The organism is Gymnodinialimonas phycosphaerae, from assembly GCF_019195455.1.
Taxonomy (GTDB): Bacteria; Pseudomonadota; Alphaproteobacteria; order Rhodobacterales; family Rhodobacteraceae; genus Gymnodinialimonas; species Gymnodinialimonas phycosphaerae.
Map to the genome: position 1 here is coordinate 3,170,921 of NZ_JAIMBW010000001.1, position 20,878 is coordinate 3,191,798.

Below are 20,878 nucleotides of genomic sequence, written 5' to 3' on the forward strand. Positions count from 1 at the left end.
CGCCGTTTTTCGTTGCCCCCCTCGGCCAAATTGGGCACAAATGTGTCAAAATAGTGCTCGCAATGGGGGCGATTGATCCAATTCACACGAAATTGGACCATTCACGTCACGAAGCGGGACAGAAGGCAAAATAAAGGTGTTGGCACGAACTGACACCATTTTGAGGTAGATTGTAGTGTTCACCAGATTGGTCGGCGCGCTTGTGCGGGCGATAATGATCGTCGTCGTCATTTTGACGCCATCCCTGTTGATTCCAGGGACCGGCGCGGAAGGCGCAAAGATGCTGACGCTGGTGGCCTTGGCCTTCGCGATGGTTGTCATGTTCGAATATGGCGCCAAATTCCCCGGCCTGATCGAGTTTCGAGATGCCCCGCCCTTCAACCGCATCCGGATCATTTCGCTGTTCCTGATGCTGTTCGGGCTCAGCGTGATCAGCGTCAGTGATCAAGATGGCTCCACCCTGACCGTGGTGATCTTTGCGCTTGGGTTCCTTGTGGGCCACGCTCTGGATTTCCCGTACAGCCCCCTGCGTTTGATCCTGGATCATCTGCCCGAAGGTGTTGACGCGACTACAGCTGCGCAAATTCAGGCGATGGCTGGCCTTAGCGTGCTGATCACGCTGCTGTCGCTGTTCCTTTTCGCCGCCTTGGTCCGGCTAGAGCATTGGCCCCACCGAGGCTCCGCCTTCAACGTCTGGATCAACCTGCCCACTTTTGACCCCACCGCGGGCGGAGATGTTGTGAAAAGGTTAAACCGCGACGGCCGCGTTAACGTTATCTTTGGAATTTTTGCGCCATTTGTGATCCCGGTGGTGTCTGTCATGAGCGCCAATCAATTGCAGGTGCCCGTGCTTGGGTCACCGCAGACAATGGTATGGGCGGTGACGATATGGATGCTCCTTCCCCTCAGCCTGATCATGCGGGGTCAGGCCATGCTGCGGATCGCGCGGATGATCCGCGCCCGTCGCGCGCGCCTTGTCGCCGGGATCGAGGTCGATGGACCCCGTACGGCGCTGTCGTCCTCGGCTGCCTGATTACAAGCGGCGCGCAAGCAGCCACCCTTCGCCTTGCCACCTATCACACCGGCCTGTCGGGCCGTGGCCCCGGCCTGATCCTGCGCGATATCCTGCGTCAGGAGGATGAAGTCGCCGCCACGATTGCCGTCATCGAGGCCGCCAATCCCGATATCCTTGCCCTGCAAGACATGGACTATGACGGCAACCAGCTTGCCATTGCTGCGCTGGCCGAAGCGCTAGGCTTTGCCCATTACCTTGCCCTGCGTCCCAATACCGGGCGTCTCACCGGGTTCGATCTGGATGGGGACGGGCGCACGGACGGCCCCCGTGACGCCCATGGCTATGGGCGCTTCAACGGTCAGGGCGGCATGGCGCTACTGTCGCACTATCCCTTGGGCGCGGTGCAGGATTTCTCGGCCATGCTGTGGCAGGACCTGCCCGAGAACGCCGCCGCCGAGGTTACGGCGACCGAGGCTTTGCCTGTCCTGCGCCTGCACACCGTCGGCGCATGGGATGTTGAGGTGCTGACGCCAAGCGGTCCCCTCCACATCCTCATGTCCCACGCCACCACGCCCGTCTTCGACGGCCCCGAGGATCGCAACGGCCTGCGCAACGCCGATGAGATACGGTTCTGGCACCAGTACATAACCGATACCGCGCCAGAATCTTTCGTCTATATGGGGACACTCAATGTGGATCCCCAGCGCGGCGAAGGCCTTCGGGGGCCGCTGATCGACCTCCTCTCTCATCCTGCCGTACAGGACCCCGTGCCGGACGGCCCTACCGCTGACTGGGATGACCCCACGCCCGGCGATTTACGCGTCGACTACCTTCTGCCTTCGCGGAGCCTGACCGTAGAGGATGCAGGCGTTTTATGGCCTCAGGACGGCCCGCTGCTGGACGCGGTCGAGGAAGCCTCCGACCATCGGCTGGTTTGGGTCGACGTCCGGTTCTGACACAGCGGGCCCGTCGCTTGACGCAATGCGTCATGCAAGGGCGTCGCCGTAAACCCCGGCACGCGCGCCGCCAGCGCCTTGCCGTCAACACGGTGGGGCCGTTGCCAAAGATACCGCATTTCGATCAGCGGCTTCGCCAGTTTCCATAAAGGCCGCGCAAGGTAGAGGGGCAGCCAGCTCATCTCTGCCGCGCGCACAGGCCTGCCCAAGGCAGCCTCCAACGCCTGACCCATCTCTGCGCCGGTCAGAGTGTAGCCCTCGAACGTGAACTCGGAAAACGGAGGCAGATCCACGAGATCGTCCAACAGCTGCGCTCCGGCCTCTGCCACGTCCGGCAGGAACGCCCAGGCGTGCTCGTGATCCAGCGGTCCGGGATAGCTGAGCCGCCCTTTCCCGATCTTGGCCGCGATGATCTTGTCGAACCAATTGCCAGAGGCCTCGGTATCCAGATAGTCGCCAGAGCGCAGAATGATCGTCTTCACGCCCGCATCCCGGTACGCGGCCTCCATCCGGCGGCGGATCAACCCCAGGGGATGCGTGGCCTTGTGGGGCGTGTCAGGGGACAGAACCGGCGGCAGGTCCTCTCCATAAACATAGATGTTGCCGGGGATCAGCACTGCGGCGCTTGAGGCTTTGGCAGCGGCGATGACCTGCCGTGTCAGGACGGGCACCTGCGCCGCCCAATCGGGATAGGCGGGGTTCCACGCGTTCACGATCACCTCCGCGCCCATCGCCGCCTCGGTCAGGCGGTCCTTGCTACGGTCAAAGCGGCGGATGTTCCAGCCGTGGCGGGCAAGCGCCTCGGCAATGTTGCGGCCAAAGCGGCCATTAGCGCCGAGGATCAGGGCAGTGCGGGTCATGGCGGAGTCTCCTTTGTTATCCTGCCCAAAGCTTCACCCATGCGTCAGCGTATTCATATTGCCAAAGTTCGTACCTGTGACATACAAAAACGCATGGATCTTGATTGGACCCTTCTGCGTGCCGTGCTTGCCGTGGCGGAAACGGGATCGCTCTCGGGCGCGGCGACAGAGCTGTCGCTGACGCAACCCACGCTTGGGCGACAGATCAAGGCAGCAGAGCAGGCGTTGGGGCAGCCACTGTTCACCCGCCACGCCCGCGGCCTGACGCCCACGCCGTTCTGCGACAGCCTGCTTCCCGCTGCCAGACGGATGCGCGACGCGGCGCAGGCCGTTTCGGTCCTTGCCGCCGGGCAATCGCCGGACACCTCCGGGCGGGTGCGGCTGACAGCCTCGGTCTTCGTGACCAGCCACGTCCTGCCCGACATCCTTGCCACCATCCGTGAGGATCATCCGAACATCGCCCTCGATGTTGTGGCGTCTGATGCGACCGAGAACCTGCTGTTTCACGAGGCCGACATCGCCCTGCGCATGTATCGGCCCACGCAACTCGACATGATCACCAAGCATCTGGGCGACTTGTCGCTGGGGCTCTATGCGTCCGAGCGCTATATCGCGCGCCATGGCCTGCTACGGGACATGGACGACCTGCACGCGCACCAGATGGTCGGCTATGACCGCAGCGATTTGATCCTGCGCGGGATGCGCGCGATGGGGATGGAGGTGACGCGCGATTGGTTCACCGTCTGCACCGACGATCAGGTCGCCTATTGGAAATTCGTCGCGGCGGGCTGTGGCATCGGCATCGGGCAAACGGTGGTCGCCGAACGGACCCCCGGCGTGCGGCGCATCCTGTCCGACCTTACGATCCCCCCGCTGCCCGTCTGGCTGACGGCGCATCCGTCCCTGCGCCATCAACCGCGCGTGGCCGCCGTCTGGACCGCGCTGGATCAGGCAATTTCTCCGCTGCTTTCTTGACGGCCCCAAAAGGCCGCGCTACCGCAGGCACAACAAATTCTCACAAGGAACAGACCCATGACCGACCGCTCTTTGCTTATCCTTCCCGGCGACGGGATCGGCCCCGAGGTGATGGCCGAGGTGCGTAAGGTCATCAATTGGTTCGGCACGGCGCGGGGCATCACCTTTGAAGTGTCCGAGGATCTAGTGGGCGGCGCGGCATACGACGCCCATGGTACACCGCTGACCGATGAAACGATGGAAAAGGCGCAAAGCGTCGATGCCGTTCTTCTGGGCGCCGTCGGCGGCCCCGCCTATGACGATCTGGATTTCTCCGTGAAGCCCGAACGCGGCCTTTTGCGCCTGCGCAAGGAGATGGACCTTTACGCCAACCTGCGCCCGGCGCAGTGCTTTGACGCGCTGGCGGATTTCTCGTCCCTCAAGCGCGAGATCGTCTCGGGCCTCGACATCATGATCCTGCGGGAGCTGACGTCTGGCGTCTATTTTGGCGAGCCGCGCGGGATCCACATGGAAGGTAACGAGCGCGTCGGCATCAACACCCAGCGCTACACCGAAGGCGAGATCGCCCGCGCCGCGCGGTCGGCCTTTGAACTGGCCCGCCGCCGCAACAACAAGGTCTGCTCGATGGAGAAGGCCAACGTGATGGAGTCCGGCATCCTCTGGCGCGATGTCGTCAACGAAATCCACGCCGCGGAATACGGCGATGTGGAACTGTCCCACATGTATGCCGACAACGGCGCGATGCAGCTGGTCCGCGCGCCCAAGCAGTTTGACGTGATCCTGACCGATAACCTCTTTGGCGATATCCTGTCCGATTGCGCTGCGATGCTGACCGGGTCCCTCGGGATGCTGCCCTCTGCCTCCCTCGGTGCGCCGATGGAAAATGGCCGCCCCAAGGCGATGTACGAGCCCGTCCACGGCTCGGCCCCCGACATCACGGGCAAAGGCCTCGCCAACCCCATCGCCTGTATCCTCAGCTTCGCCATGGCGTTGCGCTATTCCTTCGATCTGGGCGACGAGGCGACGCTTCTGGAGCGCGCCGTCGAAAGCGTGCTGGCGGACGGTGCCCGCACCGCCGACCTGATGGGCCCCGAGGGCGGCACGCCGATGAGCACGACGGAAATGGGCGACGCCATCGTGGCCAAACTGGCGGCCTGAGAAACACGTCGCAAACCGGGCCTTGGTCCGGGACGGCAACATCGGGGACCCGGGCCAAGGCTCGGGTCCTCGCCTTTCCGCGAAACCCGTGGCATCTTCCTTTCCATTGCCCCAAAGGAGATTGCCATGCTCGCCCGTTTGACCCTTATTCTCGCCCTTCTGACCGGCACCGCCCATGCCAACGGCTACGCAGTCGGCGACACGTTCGAAGACCCCATGCAGATCGCCCAGGAAGCCGTCGCCTTCTTTCCCATGGACGAAGAGGGCCGCCCCCGGATCGAAGTCGACGTCAGTCTGGATTTCTTCGGAAAACTCACCATCCTTGTCGCCAACTCTGGCCTGCCAGACGATTCCGTGGCAGGGGAGCGCAATCAATATGTGCTGGAACAGCAGGACGGCGTCTGGGTGCTGATCTACCAGCGTACGGATTACCGGTGTCGGCGCGGCAATAACACCGTCACCTGGCAAACGAACCTCTGCCCCTGAGTGACAGGAAGGAACGCCCCTCGTGACCTCGAACCTGCGCGGCGCGCTCGCAGGCCTCCTGGCCTTCGGGATCTTCGCCACCCACGATGTGATCGTCAAATACCTCGGCGGCACCTATGCGCCGTTCCAGATCGTGTTCTTCTCGGTCCTGTTCGGCTTTCCCATCGTGTCGTTCCTGCTGCTGCGCGATGCGAAGGAGGCGAACCTGCGGCCCAACCACCCCTGGTGGATCGCGGCGCGCACGGCGGCCTCGGTCATCACCGGCTTTTGTGCCTTCTACGCCTTCACCGTGCTGCCCTTGGCGCAGACATACGCGATCCTCTTCGCCGCCCCGCTTCTGATCACCGTTCTGGCGATTCCGATGCTGGGAGAAACCGTGGGCTGGCGCCGGGGGCTGGCGGTCGTCGTGGGCCTCTGCGGTGTGCTGTTCGTGCTGCAACCGGGCCGAACCGACCTGTCGTTGGGCCACGCCGCGGCCCTGACGGCCGCGTTCAGCGGGGCGTTGGCGTCCCTGATCGTGCGAAAGGTCGGGCGCGCGGAACGCTCGGTGGTGATGCTGCTCTATCCAATGGTGGCCAATTTCATCGTCATGGGGCTGGCGATGCCCTTCGTCTATGTGCCGATGCCGGGCCAGGACCTTGGCGCGCTGGCCGTCGTCGCGGCCATGGCACTGGCCGCCAGCGCGCTTCTGATCGTCGCCTACCGGACCGCGCCCGCGATCATGGTCGCACCGATGCAATACAGCCAGATCCTGTGGGCCACGGTCTACGGTGTCCTGCTGTTCGATGAGGGGCTGGAGATGCCGACCATCATCGGCTCGGCCATCATCATCGCGTCGGGCATCTACATCGTCCTGCGCGAAGATCGCGGCGGCCGGTCCTCCACCACGCCGGTCCTGCGCACCCGCACCCGTGTCGGCACCCCCAGCGGCCTGCGGATCGCTCCGTTCCTGTCGTCCGACCGCCGTGGCCCGAAGCCTCCGGGCTGATCCCACTTGCCAAGCCTGCCCGCCCCAGCTATCCCGCCCTCACGGTCGGGCTGTGGCGCAGCCTGGTAGCGCACCTGCTTCGGGAGCAGGGGGTCGGAGGTTCGAATCCTCTCAGCCCGACCAGTTTTTCCTGATCACGAGCCTTTGGCCCGCCCGCTCAGCACGGCGGCGCCCCGGACGATCTCGGTGACTTGCCGATCGACCGTCTCACTGGCGCCGATGCCCGCACCAAGGCCGACATTCCGTGCCAATCCCAGTTGCGACTGCACCGCCGCGCTGACCATCTTCGGGTCTTTGCCGATGTTGTTGAGGATCGTATTGGCTGAACTGATCAAGTTCGCCGACGCCCCCTCCAATGCCGCCGCGTCGGCCTCGGACCCTGTCGGAGTGGCACGCAAGGCCTCGGCGGATGCGCGCAACGCGTCGGCCAGCGCCGAGAGCCGGAACGCCTGCGCGGCAAGCGCATCGGACGGATCGAAATCGGTGGGTGTGGCGGCCAGCGGCTCGGGTGCGACGGCCCCCGCTTGCGTCGTACCTGCCCAGGGCGTCTTGCCTTCGGGCACAGGCTTGAAACCGGGGATCAGCCAATTGGCAAAGAAGAACTGCGTCCCCCCGCCCACAAGCCAGTAATCCGGCAGCATCTGTTTTTGCATGTCCTGGGCAGGCTTCGATTCGACACCGCCCTTCCACAAGGGAATGTCCGCTTCCGCCGTATAGGACACGACGAATTCGCCGGTGTTCCAGCTGTATTCGATGGCGTTGGTGCGGCGCCACTCTGCCTCGGTCGAACCGGGGGCCGGGGGCGCTGGCGACCAATAGGCCCCCTTGTCCCCCGCCGTGCCGCCATAGACCCGGTAAAGCGTTTCACCCTTGGGCAGGACGTAGGCTTGCGCATTCGCGATGAAGTTCTGCGCCTCCTTTGCGGGAAGAAGCGGCCATCCGGTGACCGTTACGTCACGGTCCAACATGCTAAGGCTCAACATCGGGTTCTGCTGCGCGCCGGGTTGCGGCGTCGGGGCGGTCGTGGACATGGCAAATCTCTTTCGTTGAAATAGATGGCCTCTACCGTGGCCGCGATCCTCTGACCGATCAAGCGTCCTGCGGCGTCTCATCGGCGGCGTCTCTGTCTAGTCAGGGCAGATCACCGCGTGAAGGACGCTGATGCTCTGCCTCCCCGAATTGCGCCTGGTCTTTGGGCGCTGGGGCCTTGACGATGGGGACGATGCGCTCGACGTTCACATTCTGCGCAACCGGAGTTAACCATGCATCCCCTCTTGACTGCCGACACCATCACCGAGTTCCAGACCAAAGGCGTCACTGTGATCCGTGGCCTCTTCGCAGGCCACGTCGACGCACTCCGCGCGGGCATCGCGCACAACATGGAACACCCCGGCCCCTATGCCGCCGAGAACCTGAAGGAAGGCGACACCGGCCGCTTTTTCGATGATTACTGCAATTGGCAGCGCATCCCGGAATTCGAGGATGTCATTCGCCATTCACCCGCCGCCGAGGTTGCCGCCGACCTCATGGGGTCGCGTACCACACAGTTGTTCCATGACCACGTGCTGGTCAAGGAACCCGGCACCTCCAAGCCCACGCCATGGCATCAGGACGGCCCGTATTACTTCGTCGGCGGCCAGCAGAACGTCAGCTTCTGGGCGCCCGTTGATCCAGTCACAAATGCGTCGCTACGCTGCGTTGCAGGGTCTCATTTGTGGGAGAAGCCCGTCGTGCCGACCCGCTGGCTGAACGAGGATAATTTCTACCCCGACAGTGACGCCTACATCCCGGTTCCCGACCCAGACGCAGAGGGCATGGAAGTGGTCGAATGGCCGCTGGAGCCGGGCGATGCCGTTGCCTTCAACTACTGGATCCTGCACGGCGCGCGCGGCAACGAGGCCGCAGAACGCAGGCGGGCGTTTTCCGTCCGTTTCCTCGGAGATGACGCCCGTTACGTCACGCGGCCCGGCCCCACGTCACCCCCATTCCCCGGCCACGGGATGACCGCAGGCGACAAGCTCCGCGAAGACTGGTTCCCCACGATCTTCACCCGTCCGTAAAGCTGTTGGCAGCGCACGGGAGGGCGCGGAAGGACCCCCCCGTGCATGCGGCGCTTGCAATCCGCGCCAATCCCGACAAAAACACCCAGACTATGGCGCAGCGTTTTCGCATCCCCTCTCCCATTCGGCTTGGCACGCTCGCGTGGCTGGCCGCCGCGACATGCCTCCTGCCCATGGCCGCCGTCGCCATCGCGGCGCTGACCGGCGGCACCGAGACGTTCTCGCGCCTCGCCGCCACCGTCTTGCCGCGCTACGCCGGCACCACTGCCCTCCTCATCGTTCTTGTGGGCACCGGTACAGCGATCATCGGCACGGGAAGCGCATGGCTGGTCACCGCCACTCGCTTCCCGGGCCGCCGTATCCTCGAGATCGCCCTCGCCCTGCCGCTGGCCTTCCCGGCATACGTCCTTGCCTATGCCTATACCGATTTCCTCGATCACCCGGGCTGGGTGCAAACCAGCCTGCGCGACTTCACAGGCTGGGGCCCGCGCGACTATTGGTTCCCCGAGATCCGGTCGATTGGCGGCGCGGCCCTCATGCTGACGCTGGTGCTATATCCCTACGTCTACCTGCTGACCCGCGCCGCGTTCCTGCAACAAAGCGCCACCGCCTATATCGCGGCCCGCACACTCGGCGCGGGCCCGACAGCCGCGTTTTTTCGCGTGTCCCTCCCCATCGCGCGGCCCGCCATCGCGGGCGGTGTGCTTCTTGCCCTGATGGAGACACTCGCGGATTTCGGCACCGTGTCGTATTTCGGCGTGCAGACCTTTGCGACGGGCATCTACCAGGCCTGGTATTCCTTCTTCGACCGGGGCGGCGCGGCGCAACTCGCCCTTTGCCTTCTGATCGTCGCCCTTGTCATCGCAGCGCTGGAGCGTCGCCAGCGCCGCGATCAGCGCCAACACGGCGCGGGTCGACGGTTCGAGGCGATGCAAGCGATCACCCTCAAAGGCTGGCGCGCGACCGGGGCGGTTGCCTTCTGCGCGCTGCCCGTCGTTCTAGGATTCGCCCTTCCGGTTGGTCTTTTGCTTTCCCTTGGCTGGGACAGCTTCGACAACATGCTCACCGACCGCTACCTGCGTTTCCTGCGCAACTCGCTGATCCTCGCCTCAATCGCCGCCGTTGTCACCGTCGCCGCAGCCGTGGTGCTTGGCTTCAATGCACGCCTGCATCCGACCCGTGCCGCGAAAGCCGCGATCCGCGTTGCGGGCCTTGGCTACGCGGTTCCGGGCGGCGTCATTGCCGTTGGTCTCATCGTGCCGTTCGCGGCGTTCGACAATGCGCTGGATGCCTTCATGGAGGCGCGCTTCGGCCTCGATACCGGCCTTCTGATCACCGGTTCCATATGGCTGCTGATCGCCGCTTACGGCGTCCGCTTCATGGCCGCCGCCCTGAGTGCCTATGATGCGGGCCTCAGCACGATCAACCCCAACGTCGACGCCGTCGCCCGCACCCTTGGCCGCAATCCGCGCCGGATGTTGTCCGGCGTGCATCTGCCGATCCTGCGGCCGTCGATCCTGACAGGTCTTCTGATTGTCTTCGTCGATGTGATGAAAGAGCTTCCCGCGACGCTGATCATGCGCCCGTTCAACTTCGACACGCTGGCCGTGCAAGCCCACCGCCTTGCGGCGGACGAAAGACTGGGAGAAGCCGCCGGCCCCTCCCTCCTGATCGCGGGCGTCGGGCTTTTGCCCGTCGTGCTTCTCTGCCTCAGCCTCGGCCGAGACCGCACCGCCCGCCGGTTCGTGCCCGAACCGCTCGAGGCGTAACCAGAGCCTTGCAAGGCTCTGTGCAATCCCTTGCAAGGGATTGCGTCCCGCCCGACCCCACACTCCGCAGACAGAGCCTTGCAAGGCTCTGCACAAACTCTTGCAAGAGTTTGGCTGCGCGTGGCGGCCGCGCGGTTCTACATCAGGTCTCGCACGTCGGTCAGACGGCCCGTGATTGCCGCTGCCGCCGCCATGGCAGGCGACATCAAGTGGGTGCGACCGCCGCGGCCTTGGCGGCCCTCGAAGTTACGGTTGGACGTCGCCGCGCAGCGCTCACCCGGTGCCAATTGGTCCGGGTTCATCGCCAGGCACATGGAACACCCCGCAAGGCGCCATTCAAAGCCCGCCTCCTTGAAGATATCGGCCAGGCCTTCCTCTTCCGCCTGCGCCCGCACGAGGCCCGAGCCCGGCACGATCATCGCGCGCTTCACGGCAACTTTCTTGCCCTTCAGGATCTCTGCGGCGGCACGCAGGTCCTCGATCCGCCCGTTGGTGCAGGAGCCGATGAAGACCGTGTCGATCTCGATCTCATTCAGCGGCGTGCCAGCGGTCAGGCCCATGTAGTCCAACGACCGCTGCGCCGCCCCGACTTTTCCGCCCTCGAAGCTGTCGGCTGCGGGGACCACAGCCGTAATCGGCAGCACATCCTCGGGCGACGTCCCCCACGTCACCACCGGCGCGATATCCTCGCCCCGGATCGTGATGACCTTGTCCCAATGGGCGTCATCATCGCTGTAGAGCGTCTTCCACCACGCCAGCGCGGCCTCCCACTGGGCGCCCTTGGGCGCGTGGGGGCGGCCCATGCAATACTCGAACGTCTTCTCGTCCGGCGCGATGATGCCTGCGCGCGCGCCACCTTCGATCGCCATGTTGCAGACGGTCATGCGCCCTTCCATGGACAGATCGCGGATCGCCTCACCGCAGTATTCGATGACGTAGCCAGTGCCGCCCGCCGTCCCGGTCTCACCAATGACGGTAAGGGTGATGTCCTTGGCGGTCACACCGGGGGCAAGCTTGCCCGTGATCTCCACCTTCATGTTCTTGGACTTCTTCTGGATCAGCGTCTGCGTCGCCAGAACGTGTTCCACCTCACTGGTGCCAATCCCGTGGGCCAGGGCCCCGAACGCGCCATGGGTGGCGGTGTGGCTGTCGCCACAGACCACGGTCATGCCGGGCAGGGTCCAGCCCTGCTCGGGCCCGACGATGTGCACGATGCCTTGGCGCACGTCGGACACAGGGTAGTAGTGAATCCCGAAATCCTTGGCGTTCTTGTCCAATGCCGCGACCTGAATGGCGCTGTCCTCGGTCATGTTCTTGGGATCGTCGCGGCCTTCCGTGGTGGGAACGTTGTGGTCCGGCACGGCGATGGTCTTGTCGGGCGCGTGGACCTTGCGGCCCGCCATGCGCAGCCCCTCGAACGCCTGCGGGCTGGTCACTTCGTGGACCAGGTGGCGGTCGATATACAGAAGGCAGGTGCCGTCCTCGGCCTCGTGGGCCAAATGTGCGTCCCAGATTTTATCGTAGAGTGTTTTGCCAGTCATGGCTGTGTCCTGTCAGCAAATGGGAATAGTTCTGGTCGATATCGTCAGGCGCGCGCTCATAGCCCACCAAGGCAAAGCGTCTGCGCGCCGAAAAAGCGCCAAGGCAGGCGCGCACAGTCGCCGATATCGAAAAAGCGGATCATTGCGCTGGAATTACACGCGTGCGCAGGTCTTGCCAAGTGGCAGCGCTTGCTCCCCTCCCGTCTGCGCGGCTAGGCTGACAATAGGCAGCCGAGGACCCGAATGGACCCTGAAGACATCCCAGCAGAGATTCCCGACACCGAAGCCGAGGCGTTGGACGCGGCTATTGGTGAGATATCGGGTCTGATCGGCCAAGTAGAGACATTCTTGACCTCGCTCCTGCGTCCCTGGAATGCCTATCAGGTCGGCATAATCATCGCCCTTCTGGCTGTCGCGTGGCTGATGAAACGGGTCTTGGGCCCGCGCATCCGGTCCTGGATGGCCTCCCGCGAGGGCTGGCCCACGTGGCGGATGCGCATCCTTGCCATCGTTCATCGACGCTTGTTCATCATCTTTTTCGTGATCCTGATCTGGATCACCGTCCTTTTGATGCGCGAGGTCACGTGGCCTTCACGGTCCTTTCTTCTCACCATCGTGGCCGAGCTTTCCTCAGCCTGGCTGTTTGTGGTCTTCGCCACCCGCCTGATCCGCTCGGCCTTTCTGCGCGGCATCGTGCGCTATGGCGCATGGACCTTCGTGACGCTGGCGATCCTGAATCTGACGGATGAGGCCGCAACGCTTCTGGATTCCGTGGGCTTCAACCTGGGCGATGCCCGCCTGTCGCTGTTGACGCTGGTCCAGGGGATCCTGGTCGTCACCACCCTCGTTGTGATTGCGCGTTTCCTGACCAGTACCGCCACCGGCCGCATTCAGAAGAACGAGGAAATCTCGCCCTCCATGCAGGTGCTGGCGGTGAAGTTTCTGCAAGTGGTCTTCTACGGCGTCGCCATCTACATGGGCCTACGCCTGACTGGGATCGACCTGACCGGCCTGGCGGTGCTGTCCGGTGCCATCGGTGTGGGCCTTGGCTTCGGCCTTCAAAAAGTGGTGTCGAACCTCGTTTCCGGCATCATCATCCTGCTAGACAAGTCGATCAAACCCGGTGACGTGATTTCACTGGGGGAAACCTTCGGCTGGATCAATTCGCTTGGCGCGCGGTACGTCAGCGTGGTCACGCGGGACGGCAAGGAATACCTGATTCCGAACGAGGACCTGATCACCAACCAAGTGGTCAACTGGTCTCATTCCAACGAGTTCGTCCGCCTGGATATCTATTTCGGCACTTCTTACGGCGACGATCCCCACATCGTGCGAAAACTGGCGACTGAGGCCGCAAAAGGCGTGGAGCGTGTCCTGACCCACCGCGCACCCGTCTGCCATATCGTGGGGTTCGGGGATTCCTCTGTAGATTACATCCTGCGCTTCTGGATCAAGGACCCGACGGGCGGCCTGACCAATATCCGTGGCAACGTCTACCTGGCCCTATGGGACACGTTTCACGACCACAATATCTCGATACCTTTCCCGCAGCGCGAAGTCAGAATGCTGGACGACAAGGCGGGTTAGAGACTTTTCGTGGTGGCCAGCATTCTGGGGTCCAACGCCAGTTCGATGATGTGCAAGCCGCCTTTCAGCGCCTCGGTGTAAGCCTGTGCGAATTGCGCATTCTCGGTCACCAGATGCCCGGTTCCACCATAGGCCCCCGCCAAGGCCGCGTAGTCGGGATTGAACAAATCCGTGCCGGACACCCGCCCCGGATAATTCTTTTCCTGATGCATCCGAATGGTACCATACCGCCCGTTGTTGGCGACGATCACGATGATATCCGCGCCATGCTGCCGCGCGGTGGACAGCTCTTGGATCGTCATCTGCAGGCAGCCGTCCCCGGCGAGGCAGATCACGGGCTGACCGGGGTTTTGCAGCTTGGCCGAGACGGCGGCAGGCAAGCCATACCCCATGGAGCCCGAGGTCGGCGCGATCTGCGTCCCGAACTTCCGGAACCGGTAGTAGCGATGCAGGAACGCCGCGTAGTTTCCCGCGCCGTTGGTGATGATCGTGTCCGGGCTCGCGTTGTCACGCAGCCAGCAGATCACCTGCTCCATCTGCACTTTGCCGGGGGTGGGCTGCGGGATTTGCCACGCCTCGTATTCGGCGCGGGCCTGCGCCGCCCCTCGGTCCGGGCTTTGCCGGACCTGCTCGAGCAATTGATATACCATTGATATAGGTGTGCCCGTCACAGCGAAGGTCGCGGGGTAGGTCCTGCTTGCGGCCTCCGGCGCCGCGTTGACCTGAAGGATCGGCGGCGGATCGGCGGGATCGATCAGGGTGAAATCAGCGGTCGTGATGTCGTTCAGCTCGGCCCCCAGCAGCAAGATGCAATCCGCCGCGCTCAGGCGCTTTTGCAGCGCGGGGTTCGCGCCGACCCCAAGGTCTCCGGCGTAATTCGGGTGGTCGTTGTCGATGTAGTCTTGCCGTCGGAAGGTGACGGCAATCGGTGCGCCTGTCTTTTCAGCCAGCGCTTGGGCACTTTTCTTGTCGGTCTCGCTCCAATGCGGGCCACCACACAGGATCAAGGGCCGCTCCGCCAGCTTCAACGCTTCCACCATCGGCGTGATGTCATCGCCGTGAACGCTGGCCATCGCCCGCGCGCCGGGGCGCTGTTTCGGCGGCTCCGCCATGGCGGAAAGGATATCTTCGGGCAGCGCCAGAACAACCGGACCGGGGCGTCCGGCCATCGCCACGGCAAAGGCGCGATCGATATATTCGGCCAAACGGTCGGTGCGCTCCACCTCGGCCACCCACTTTACCAACGGCCCGAAGAATGCCCTGTAATCAACCTCTTGAAACACACCGCGATCCCGGTGCTTCAGGGGCACCTGCCCCACGAAACACACCAGGGGCGTCGCGTCATGCATCGCGATATGCAGCCCGGCGGAGGCATTTGTCGCCCCCGGCCCACGCGTCACAAACAGCACCCCCGGCGTGCCGGTCATCTTGCCATGGGCTTCCGCCATCATGGCTGCGCCGCCTTCCTGACGGCAGACGATGTTGGGAATGTCGTGGTCGTAAAGTCCGTCCAGCGCGGCCAGAAAACTCTCTCCGGGGACCGAGAACACCCGCCCCACGCCATGCATCGCCAACCGATCCGCAAGAATTTTTCCGCCGTGTTGGTTTGTCATGGAGCGCTCCGGAGTTATCGTCTTGAAGAATGTGTGAACAGGAGTGGCTGCGATGTCCAGCGGAAGACTATTGGGAATATGCGGCTCGCTCAGGGCGGCGTCGTTCAACGCGATGTTGATGCGTGAGGCGGCAACGACCTTTGACGCCCAGACGTTCATTGAAGGGGATATCCGCTTCCCCCTCTATGACGGGGACCTGGAAGAGGCCGAGGGTATTCCCGCCGCCGTCCAAACACTGGCGGATCAAATCGACGCGGCAGACGCCGTGTTGATCGTGGGGCCAGAATACAACAAGGCCATTTCCGGCGTGTTGAAGAACGCTTTGGATTGGATCAGCCGCACAGAGGGCAACCCGTGGCTGCACAAACCCACAGCGATCCTGTCTGCAACAGCCGGTCGGTCCGGCGGGGAGCGGACGCAATCAAGCATGCGAGAGTGCATGGCAGGCTTCCGCCCGCACATGGTTCTGGGTCCCGCCGTCCTGGTCGGCAGCGCAAGCCAGTCGTTTGAGGATGGCAAGGTGTCGAACGAGATCAACCGCAAGGCGATTGAAGGGCTGATGGCCGAGCTTCGGTCGGCGGCAGGCCTCTAGAAGCTTGCCTCCGGGCGGAAATCATCGGGAATCGTGTCGGTCCCATCAACGATCAGATCCGCCAACATCTGCGCCATCACCGGTGCCATGGCGAGGCCGATCTTGAAGCCCCCATTGGCGATATAGGCCCCTTGGTGCAGCGGATGCGGCCCGACCATCGGCGCGCGGCTTTTCGCCCGCGGCCGCAGCCCCGCCCACCGTTCGATCACCGGCGCGTCCCGCAGGAACGGCACCGCAGCGCGCGCCTTCTCGATCAGCAGATCAAGTTGTCCGTCGGTGGCGGTCGGATCGTCGAATTCCCGCTCTGTGGTGGAGCCAATCGCCACCGTTCCATCACCATGCGGCACAATGTGGAGGCCATCGACAAACACTTGCGACGCATCGCGCAGGTCCGCCCGCAACAGCGCCGCCTGCCCCTTGATCGGCGCCCCCACCAACTTGCCTCGTGCATCGGAAATGCGCATCAGGTCGTCGGCGCCTGTCGCCCAAACCTCAATCCCGCTTTTCGCGCCCGTCGGAAGGATCTGCACCCCTGATGAAACCAACGCCGCAGCCAAGGCAACGCAGGCTTGGCGCGGATGAATGCGCGCTGTGAGAGTATCATGGATCACAATGCCCGTGGGCGACGGGATGTCCGTCTTTGATATTACCTGCCACGTATAGCGCCCCTCCCAAAGGTCTTTGGCCGTCTCAGAACGCTGATGGGCCAAAGCCACGGCGGCCTCATCGGTGAGGGGTTGAACGCGTCCGGTGCGGGCGTAGCCGGGGTTTTTGCCGCCGATCTTCGCCACGTCCATCCAAAGCGCCTCCGCCTCGTGCAGGGCCTTGAACTGCATCGCTTTCTTCGCATTCCAATTCTCTGGCACATGGGGTGCCAAGGCGCCAACGATCCCACCAGACGCCCCTGCGCCCACACCCTTCGGGTCGATCACCCGCACCTTCGCGCCGCGCGTCACCAGCATCCAGGCGCACATCAGGCCGATAATCCCGGCGCCTCGGATCGTGATATCAGTCATTGCAACTCCACAGGTCTTGGCAGAACGTCCGCGCATCATGGGATAGGGCGCAAGATGGGCAAGGACCAGCATAAGATCGAATGGCGCGGCGATGTCCCGATTTCGGTGCAGTTTGGCGACCCGTTTTACTCTCTCAAGGATGGTCTGGCGGAAACGCGGTACGTGTTTCTGGATGGAAACGACCTGCCTGCGCGATTTCGGGACGGGTTTCACGTGGTCGAACTGGGGTTCGGGACGGGGCTTAATTTCCTTGCTACCCTTCAGGCGTTTCGCGCGGCGGGCGTGGTTGGCAAGCTGCACTTCACTTCATTCGAAGAGCACCCGATGACACCAAAAGATCGCGCCCGCGCTTTGGCTTCCTTCCCCGATTTGCCGGTGGAAGCTTTGTTGGATCACGACCTGAGCCAACCTGTCAGCGGATCTGATTTCACGCTTGAAGTCATATACGGCGATGCCCGAGCAACAGTGCCTAACTTGCGCGTTAGAGCCGATGCCTGGTTTCTTGATGGCTTCGCGCCGGCCCTTAATCCCGAGCTTTGGGAAGATGACCTGCTTCACGCCGTCGCCCTTCACACCGCGCCCGGCGGCACCTTTGCCACCTACACCGCCGTGGGAAGGATCAGGCGAACCTTGGCCGCCGCCGGCTTCGATGTGGAGCGCACGAAGGGCTTCAACGCCAAACCCCATATGACGCGGGGGCGGATGCCATGAACAGCAATCCCCGCCTTGGCATTTACCTGATGATCGCCACCACATTCGTCTTTGCCATGCAGGACGGGATCAGCCGCCATCTGGCCGGGGAATACAACGTCTTCATGGTCGTAATGATCCGCTACTGGTTCTTCGCGGCCTTCGTCATCACCATCGCCGCGCGCCAGGCTGGCGGCATCCGGGCGGCAGCGAAAACGGAGCAGCCCGTCGTGCAAGCCTTCCGAGGCGCACTTCTGGCCGCCGAAATATGCGTCATGGTCGGCGCATTCGTCCTTTTGGGGCTGGTCGAGGCGCATGCAATCTTCACCTGTTACCCTCTTCTGGTCGCCGCCCTTTCCGGGCCGGTCCTGGGCGAAAAAGTCGGCTGGCGGCGATGGACGGCGATCGGCATCGGCTTCGTCGGCGTGCTGGTAATCCTGCAACCTGGGATCGGCGTCTTTTCGGTCTACGCGCTTGTACCGCTGGCCTCGGCCTTCATGTTCGCGCTTTACAATCTGCTGACCCGCTACGTCGCCGCAAAAGACCGCGCCGCAACCAGCTTCTTTTGGACCGGCACGGTGGGCGCGGTCGTGACCACCTGCATTGGCATCTGGTTCTGGGAGCCGATGAGCAGCACCGATTGGGCGTGGATGGCCACGCTTTGCGTGACCGGCGCGACGGGGCATTACCTGCTGATCAAGACCTACGAGGTGGCCGAAGCCTCGGCGGTGCAGCCCTTCGCCTACCTGCAACTGGTCTTCGCGTCGTCTCTGGGGTTGGTGGTGTTTGGCGAAACACTGGCACCAAACGTCATCATCGGCGCGGGCATCGTGATTTGCGCGGGGTTGTTCACGCTGTGGCGGGCCCGTGTGGTGGCAGAGAGTTGATTACTCTGCCGGTTGCGGATGATCTTGCGCCTTCAACTGGCTGAGGACGGAAAGCAAAGGGTCACTCCAGGCGTCCTTGTTGGGCGCGGGATGGGCGGCGGCCTTCACCAGAAACGCCGTTTCAGGCAGGGGACGCGCAAAGATCACCGGGCTTTCGGGCAGCACGCTGGCAAGGCCCGCACGGACTATCGACAGGCCCAGAATTCGCATCTTATGGCCGCCCGTCGTGGTCGCACGGTGATTGATATTGTCGAAACCATTGCGTGCAAGGTTTCGGCCGATAGCGTCGTAGCAATGCCGCGCGGCGAAGATGCCGGGGCGCGCTGACACGGGAAGCCGACTGATGCCGGGCTCGGACTTCAGATACAGCTTGTTGGCCTCGGCCAGCAGTCGCTTGGTCAATTTCTTGAGGCGCGGAGAGGCTGTGGGGGCGGCAAAAAGGCGGTCGATATCGATCCCCTCTTCCTCCAACCAATCAGTTGGCAGATAGAGGCGTCGCTCGCGTGCATCCTCGCCGACATCTCGGGCGATATTGGTCAGCTGCATGGCAACGCCAAGGTCACAGGCGCGGGCCAAGGCCTGCTCATCCCGCACCCGCATCAAGACGCACATCATCGCACCAACGGCAGAAGCGACACGGGCGGAATAGCCGCGCAGATCCGAAAGGGTTGCATAACGCCGTTCCATCCCGTCCCAGGCAAGACCTTCAAGAAGGGCTTCGGGCAAGGCGCGCGGCATGTCGAATTCTTCGATCATCGCGGTGAACGCACGGTCTGTCGGATGATTTCTGGGACGACCCTGATAGGCATGTTCGAGCCGTTCAGATAGTGCCAGAACGGCAGCAGGCTTGTCGTGCCCGAAATCCACCTCATCATCGGCCAGGCGACAGAACGCATAAAGCGCAAGGGCGGGGTCGCGGACCTTCGACGGCAGCAGCTTGGACGCCGCATGGAAGGAATAAGACCCCTCGCGGATCGCGTCACGACAGTGTTCCAGATCTTTCGGGTCGATCATGGTCATTCCGCCGCAAGCCGTTGAACCGGGGGTATCACCGGGTTTCTGGCTTCAGGCACCAGCTTGTTAAGCACCTCCGACGAGGTCACGACCGAGGGGATGCCCGCGCCCGGATGGGTGCCCGCGCCAACCAGATAGAGGCCTGCGATTTCCTCCGAGACATTGTGGGGGCGGAACCAGGCGGATTGAAAAATCCTCGGCTCCAACGAGAAACCGGCCCCGAATGGAGAGCGGTAGCGATCCACGAAGGTCTGCGGCGTGAAAATGTGGGAGGCAGAGAGGTGATCTTCGAACCCCGGCAACATCTGATCATTCAAGACCTTCGCCATGTTGGCGCGATATGTCTCTGTCATTTCGGCCCAGTCCACGCTTTTTCCGTGAAGGTTGGGCACAGGCGACAGGGCATAAAAGGTGTCGTCGCCCTCGGGCGCTGCGGTGGGATCGGTGACAGAGGGACGGTGCAGGTAGATCGACATATCGTCCGCTAACTTGCGGCGAATGAAGATATCATCCAGCAGGCCGTTGTAGCGCGGGCCGTTCAGGATCGTGTGGTGACCCACATCGGCCCATTGATCCCGCGTGCCCTTGGTGCCGAAGTACCAAACAAAAAGCCCCATGGACCAACGCGACTTGTTCAGCCGCTTCGGGGTCCACCGCTTCTTGGTCTGTTTCGACAGAAGGTGCTCGTAGGTCGTGCCCGGATCGGCGTTGGAGACGACGATATCCGAGGTCAACGCCTCGCCTTCTTCAGTTACAACACCGGTAGTTCGACCCTGTTTAACGGTGATTTCGGCCACATCTTCGTTCAGTCGAACCTCCCCACCCTGATCTTCGATCACGCGGACCATGGCGTCGGCCATCGCCTGCACACCGCCCATCGCATAATGGACGCCGAATTCTTTTTCGAGGTGCGAGACAAGGATATACATCGACGTCACACGTGTCGGATCACCACCGATGAACAGCGGATGAAACGAAAGAGCCATGCGCAGGCGTTCGTCCTTCACCCGCGATGCCGCGTGGGCGTAGACGGACTTGTCCGCGCGCAGTTTCACGAAGCCCGGAAGCTCCTTCACCAGATCCATCAGCTTGTTCATCGGGCGCCGGCCAAGGCCCTCGAACCCGAACTGATAGCGGGTTTCACTATCGCGAAGAAACTTGCGGTAACCGGGCACGTCGGCAGGCGACAGCCTGGCCACCTCTGCCTCCATCGCGGTATCGTCACCGTTCACCCGGAAGGTGGATCCGTCGCGCCACCTGATCTCATAATACGGGTCGACAGGCCACAGATCGACCTCGGCGCGGAAATCGCGGCCGCAATCGGCCCAAAGCTGTTCGAACACCTGCGGAACGGTGACAATCGTCGGCCCCAAATCGAATCGGTGGCCGTTTTGCGTGATCGAAGAGCCCCGCCCCCCGGCACGGTCAAGACGGTCCAGCACCGTCACACGATAGCCCTTCGCCCCAAGGCGCATGGCCGCAGAAAGACCGCCAAGGCCTGCCCCAATCACAATCGCCCTTGAGGGGTTGGAATTCTTCATATCAATCGCCACTCCGGGCTAGATCTGTCTATTAAAGTTGACAGTATGGCGAATTGCTTATTTTTGCAAAGGTGATTTGACTTCCCTAAGTGCGACCATTGTGTCAGAATAAGTTGACACATGGAGCGAC

Annotated in this window: 19 protein-coding genes and 1 tRNA gene; 13 read left to right on the top strand and 7 right to left on the bottom strand. The window is 62.9% G+C overall.

Features of this window, described 5'->3' with window-relative positions; genetic code table 11:
• Positions 1 to 175: 175 nt before the first annotated feature.
• On the top strand, positions 176 to 1,033 hold the full coding sequence (locus tag KUL25_RS15775; protein WP_257893798.1) for a hypothetical protein: 858 nt from the start codon (positions 176 to 178) through the stop codon (positions 1,031 to 1,033).
• A gap of 53 nt (positions 1,034 to 1,086) precedes the next feature.
• Positions 1,087 to 1,971: an endonuclease/exonuclease/phosphatase family protein gene (locus KUL25_RS15780; RefSeq protein WP_427854486.1), complete on the top strand. Its 885-nt coding sequence runs from the start codon at positions 1,087 to 1,089 to the stop codon at positions 1,969 to 1,971.
• On the opposite strand, the gene KUL25_RS15785 is transcribed toward KUL25_RS15780, so the two are convergent.
• Entirely contained in the window at positions 1,896 to 2,831 is a 936-nt protein-coding gene (locus tag KUL25_RS15785; protein WP_257893799.1) for a Rossmann-fold NAD(P)-binding domain-containing protein, read from the bottom strand. The two genes, KUL25_RS15780 and KUL25_RS15785, sit on opposite strands and share 76 nt — an antisense overlap.
• A gap of 93 nt (positions 2,832 to 2,924) precedes the next feature.
• Between KUL25_RS15785 and KUL25_RS15790 the strand changes: the two genes are divergently transcribed.
• The 5 genes from KUL25_RS15790 (at position 2,925) to KUL25_RS15810 (ending at position 6,561) form a co-directional block, all read left to right on the top strand.
• Complete coding sequence (locus tag KUL25_RS15790; RefSeq protein ID WP_257893800.1) at positions 2,925 to 3,806, top strand: LysR family transcriptional regulator; 882 nt, start codon at positions 2,925 to 2,927, stop codon at positions 3,804 to 3,806.
• A gap of 57 nt (positions 3,807 to 3,863) precedes the next feature.
• The gene (leuB, locus tag KUL25_RS15795) at positions 3,864 to 4,964 is read left to right on the top strand and encodes a 3-isopropylmalate dehydrogenase (protein ID WP_257893801.1); all 1,101 of its coding nucleotides are present in this window, start codon (positions 3,864 to 3,866) and stop codon (positions 4,962 to 4,964) included.
• A 126-nt stretch (positions 4,965 to 5,090) separates the two neighbouring features.
• On the top strand, positions 5,091 to 5,450 hold the full coding sequence (locus KUL25_RS15800; protein WP_068361802.1) for a hypothetical protein: 360 nt from the start codon (positions 5,091 to 5,093) through the stop codon (positions 5,448 to 5,450).
• A 22-nt stretch (positions 5,451 to 5,472) separates the two neighbouring features.
• Positions 5,473 to 6,438, top strand: coding sequence for a DMT family transporter (locus KUL25_RS15805; RefSeq protein ID WP_257893802.1), 966 nt, complete (start codon positions 5,473 to 5,475; stop codon positions 6,436 to 6,438).
• Between the two features lie 46 nt (positions 6,439 to 6,484).
• A tRNA-Pro gene (locus KUL25_RS15810) sits at positions 6,485 to 6,561 on the top strand.
• Between the two features lie 11 nt (positions 6,562 to 6,572).
• Here the strand turns inward: KUL25_RS15810 and KUL25_RS15815 are convergent.
• Complete coding sequence (locus KUL25_RS15815) at positions 6,573 to 7,469, bottom strand: hypothetical protein (RefSeq protein WP_257893803.1); 897 nt, start codon at positions 7,467 to 7,469, stop codon at positions 6,573 to 6,575.
• A gap of 231 nt (positions 7,470 to 7,700) precedes the next feature.
• Between KUL25_RS15815 and KUL25_RS15820 the strand changes: the two genes are divergently transcribed.
• A complete protein-coding gene (locus KUL25_RS15820) occupies positions 7,701 to 8,498 on the top strand; it encodes a phytanoyl-CoA dioxygenase family protein (protein ID WP_257893804.1) in 798 nt (265 codons plus the stop codon).
• A gap of 92 nt (positions 8,499 to 8,590) precedes the next feature.
• A complete protein-coding gene (locus KUL25_RS15825) occupies positions 8,591 to 10,267 on the top strand; it encodes an ABC transporter permease (RefSeq protein WP_257893805.1) in 1,677 nt (558 codons plus the stop codon).
• A gap of 137 nt (positions 10,268 to 10,404) precedes the next feature.
• Here KUL25_RS15825 and leuC read toward each other — a convergent pair whose 3' ends face one another.
• Positions 10,405 to 11,808 (bottom strand): 3-isopropylmalate dehydratase large subunit, encoded by a 1,404-nt coding sequence (gene leuC, locus KUL25_RS15830; RefSeq protein ID WP_257893806.1) that lies wholly within the window; start codon positions 11,806 to 11,808, stop codon positions 10,405 to 10,407.
• A gap of 243 nt (positions 11,809 to 12,051) precedes the next feature.
• Here leuC and KUL25_RS15835 point away from each other — a divergent pair, with 243 nt between their 5' ends.
• The gene (locus KUL25_RS15835) at positions 12,052 to 13,395 is read left to right on the top strand and encodes a mechanosensitive ion channel family protein (RefSeq protein ID WP_257893807.1); all 1,344 of its coding nucleotides are present in this window, start codon (positions 12,052 to 12,054) and stop codon (positions 13,393 to 13,395) included.
• Here KUL25_RS15835 and KUL25_RS15840 read toward each other — a convergent pair.
• Entirely contained in the window at positions 13,392 to 15,008 is a 1,617-nt protein-coding gene (locus tag KUL25_RS15840; RefSeq protein ID WP_257893808.1) for a thiamine pyrophosphate-binding protein, read from the bottom strand. The two genes, KUL25_RS15835 and KUL25_RS15840, sit on opposite strands and share 4 nt — an antisense overlap.
• A 52-nt stretch (positions 15,009 to 15,060) precedes the next feature.
• Here KUL25_RS15840 and KUL25_RS15845 point away from each other — a divergent pair, with 52 nt between their 5' ends.
• Positions 15,061 to 15,600, top strand: coding sequence for an NADPH-dependent FMN reductase (locus tag KUL25_RS15845; RefSeq protein WP_257893809.1), 540 nt, complete (start codon positions 15,061 to 15,063; stop codon positions 15,598 to 15,600).
• On the opposite strand, the gene KUL25_RS15850 is transcribed toward KUL25_RS15845, so the two are convergent.
• Positions 15,597 to 16,616, bottom strand: coding sequence for an NAD(P)/FAD-dependent oxidoreductase (locus KUL25_RS15850; protein ID WP_257893810.1), 1,020 nt, complete (start codon positions 16,614 to 16,616; stop codon positions 15,597 to 15,599). The two genes, KUL25_RS15845 and KUL25_RS15850, sit on opposite strands and share 4 nt — an antisense overlap.
• A 54-nt stretch (positions 16,617 to 16,670) precedes the next feature.
• Between KUL25_RS15850 and mnmC2 the strand changes: the two genes are divergently transcribed.
• Together mnmC2 and KUL25_RS15860 are read left to right on the top strand one after the other, a co-directional pair.
• Positions 16,671 to 17,327, top strand: a complete 657-nt coding sequence (mnmC2, locus tag KUL25_RS15855; protein ID WP_257893811.1) for a tRNA (5-methylaminomethyl-2-thiouridine)(34)-methyltransferase MnmC2 — start codon at positions 16,671 to 16,673, stop codon at positions 17,325 to 17,327.
• A complete protein-coding gene (locus tag KUL25_RS15860; protein ID WP_255359628.1) occupies positions 17,324 to 18,193 on the top strand; it encodes a DMT family transporter in 870 nt (289 codons plus the stop codon). Before mnmC2 ends, KUL25_RS15860 begins: the two co-directional genes overlap by 4 nt.
• On the opposite strand, the gene crtB is transcribed toward KUL25_RS15860, so the two are convergent.
• Together crtB and KUL25_RS15870 are read right to left on the bottom strand one after the other, a co-directional pair.
• Complete coding sequence (crtB, locus tag KUL25_RS15865) at positions 18,194 to 19,207, bottom strand: 15-cis-phytoene synthase (protein WP_257893812.1); 1,014 nt, start codon at positions 19,205 to 19,207, stop codon at positions 18,194 to 18,196.
• 2 nt (positions 19,208 to 19,209) lie between these two features.
• Positions 19,210 to 20,748, bottom strand: coding sequence for a phytoene desaturase (locus tag KUL25_RS15870; protein ID WP_257893813.1), 1,539 nt, complete (start codon positions 20,746 to 20,748; stop codon positions 19,210 to 19,212).
• Positions 20,749 to 20,878 lie beyond the last annotated feature (130 nt).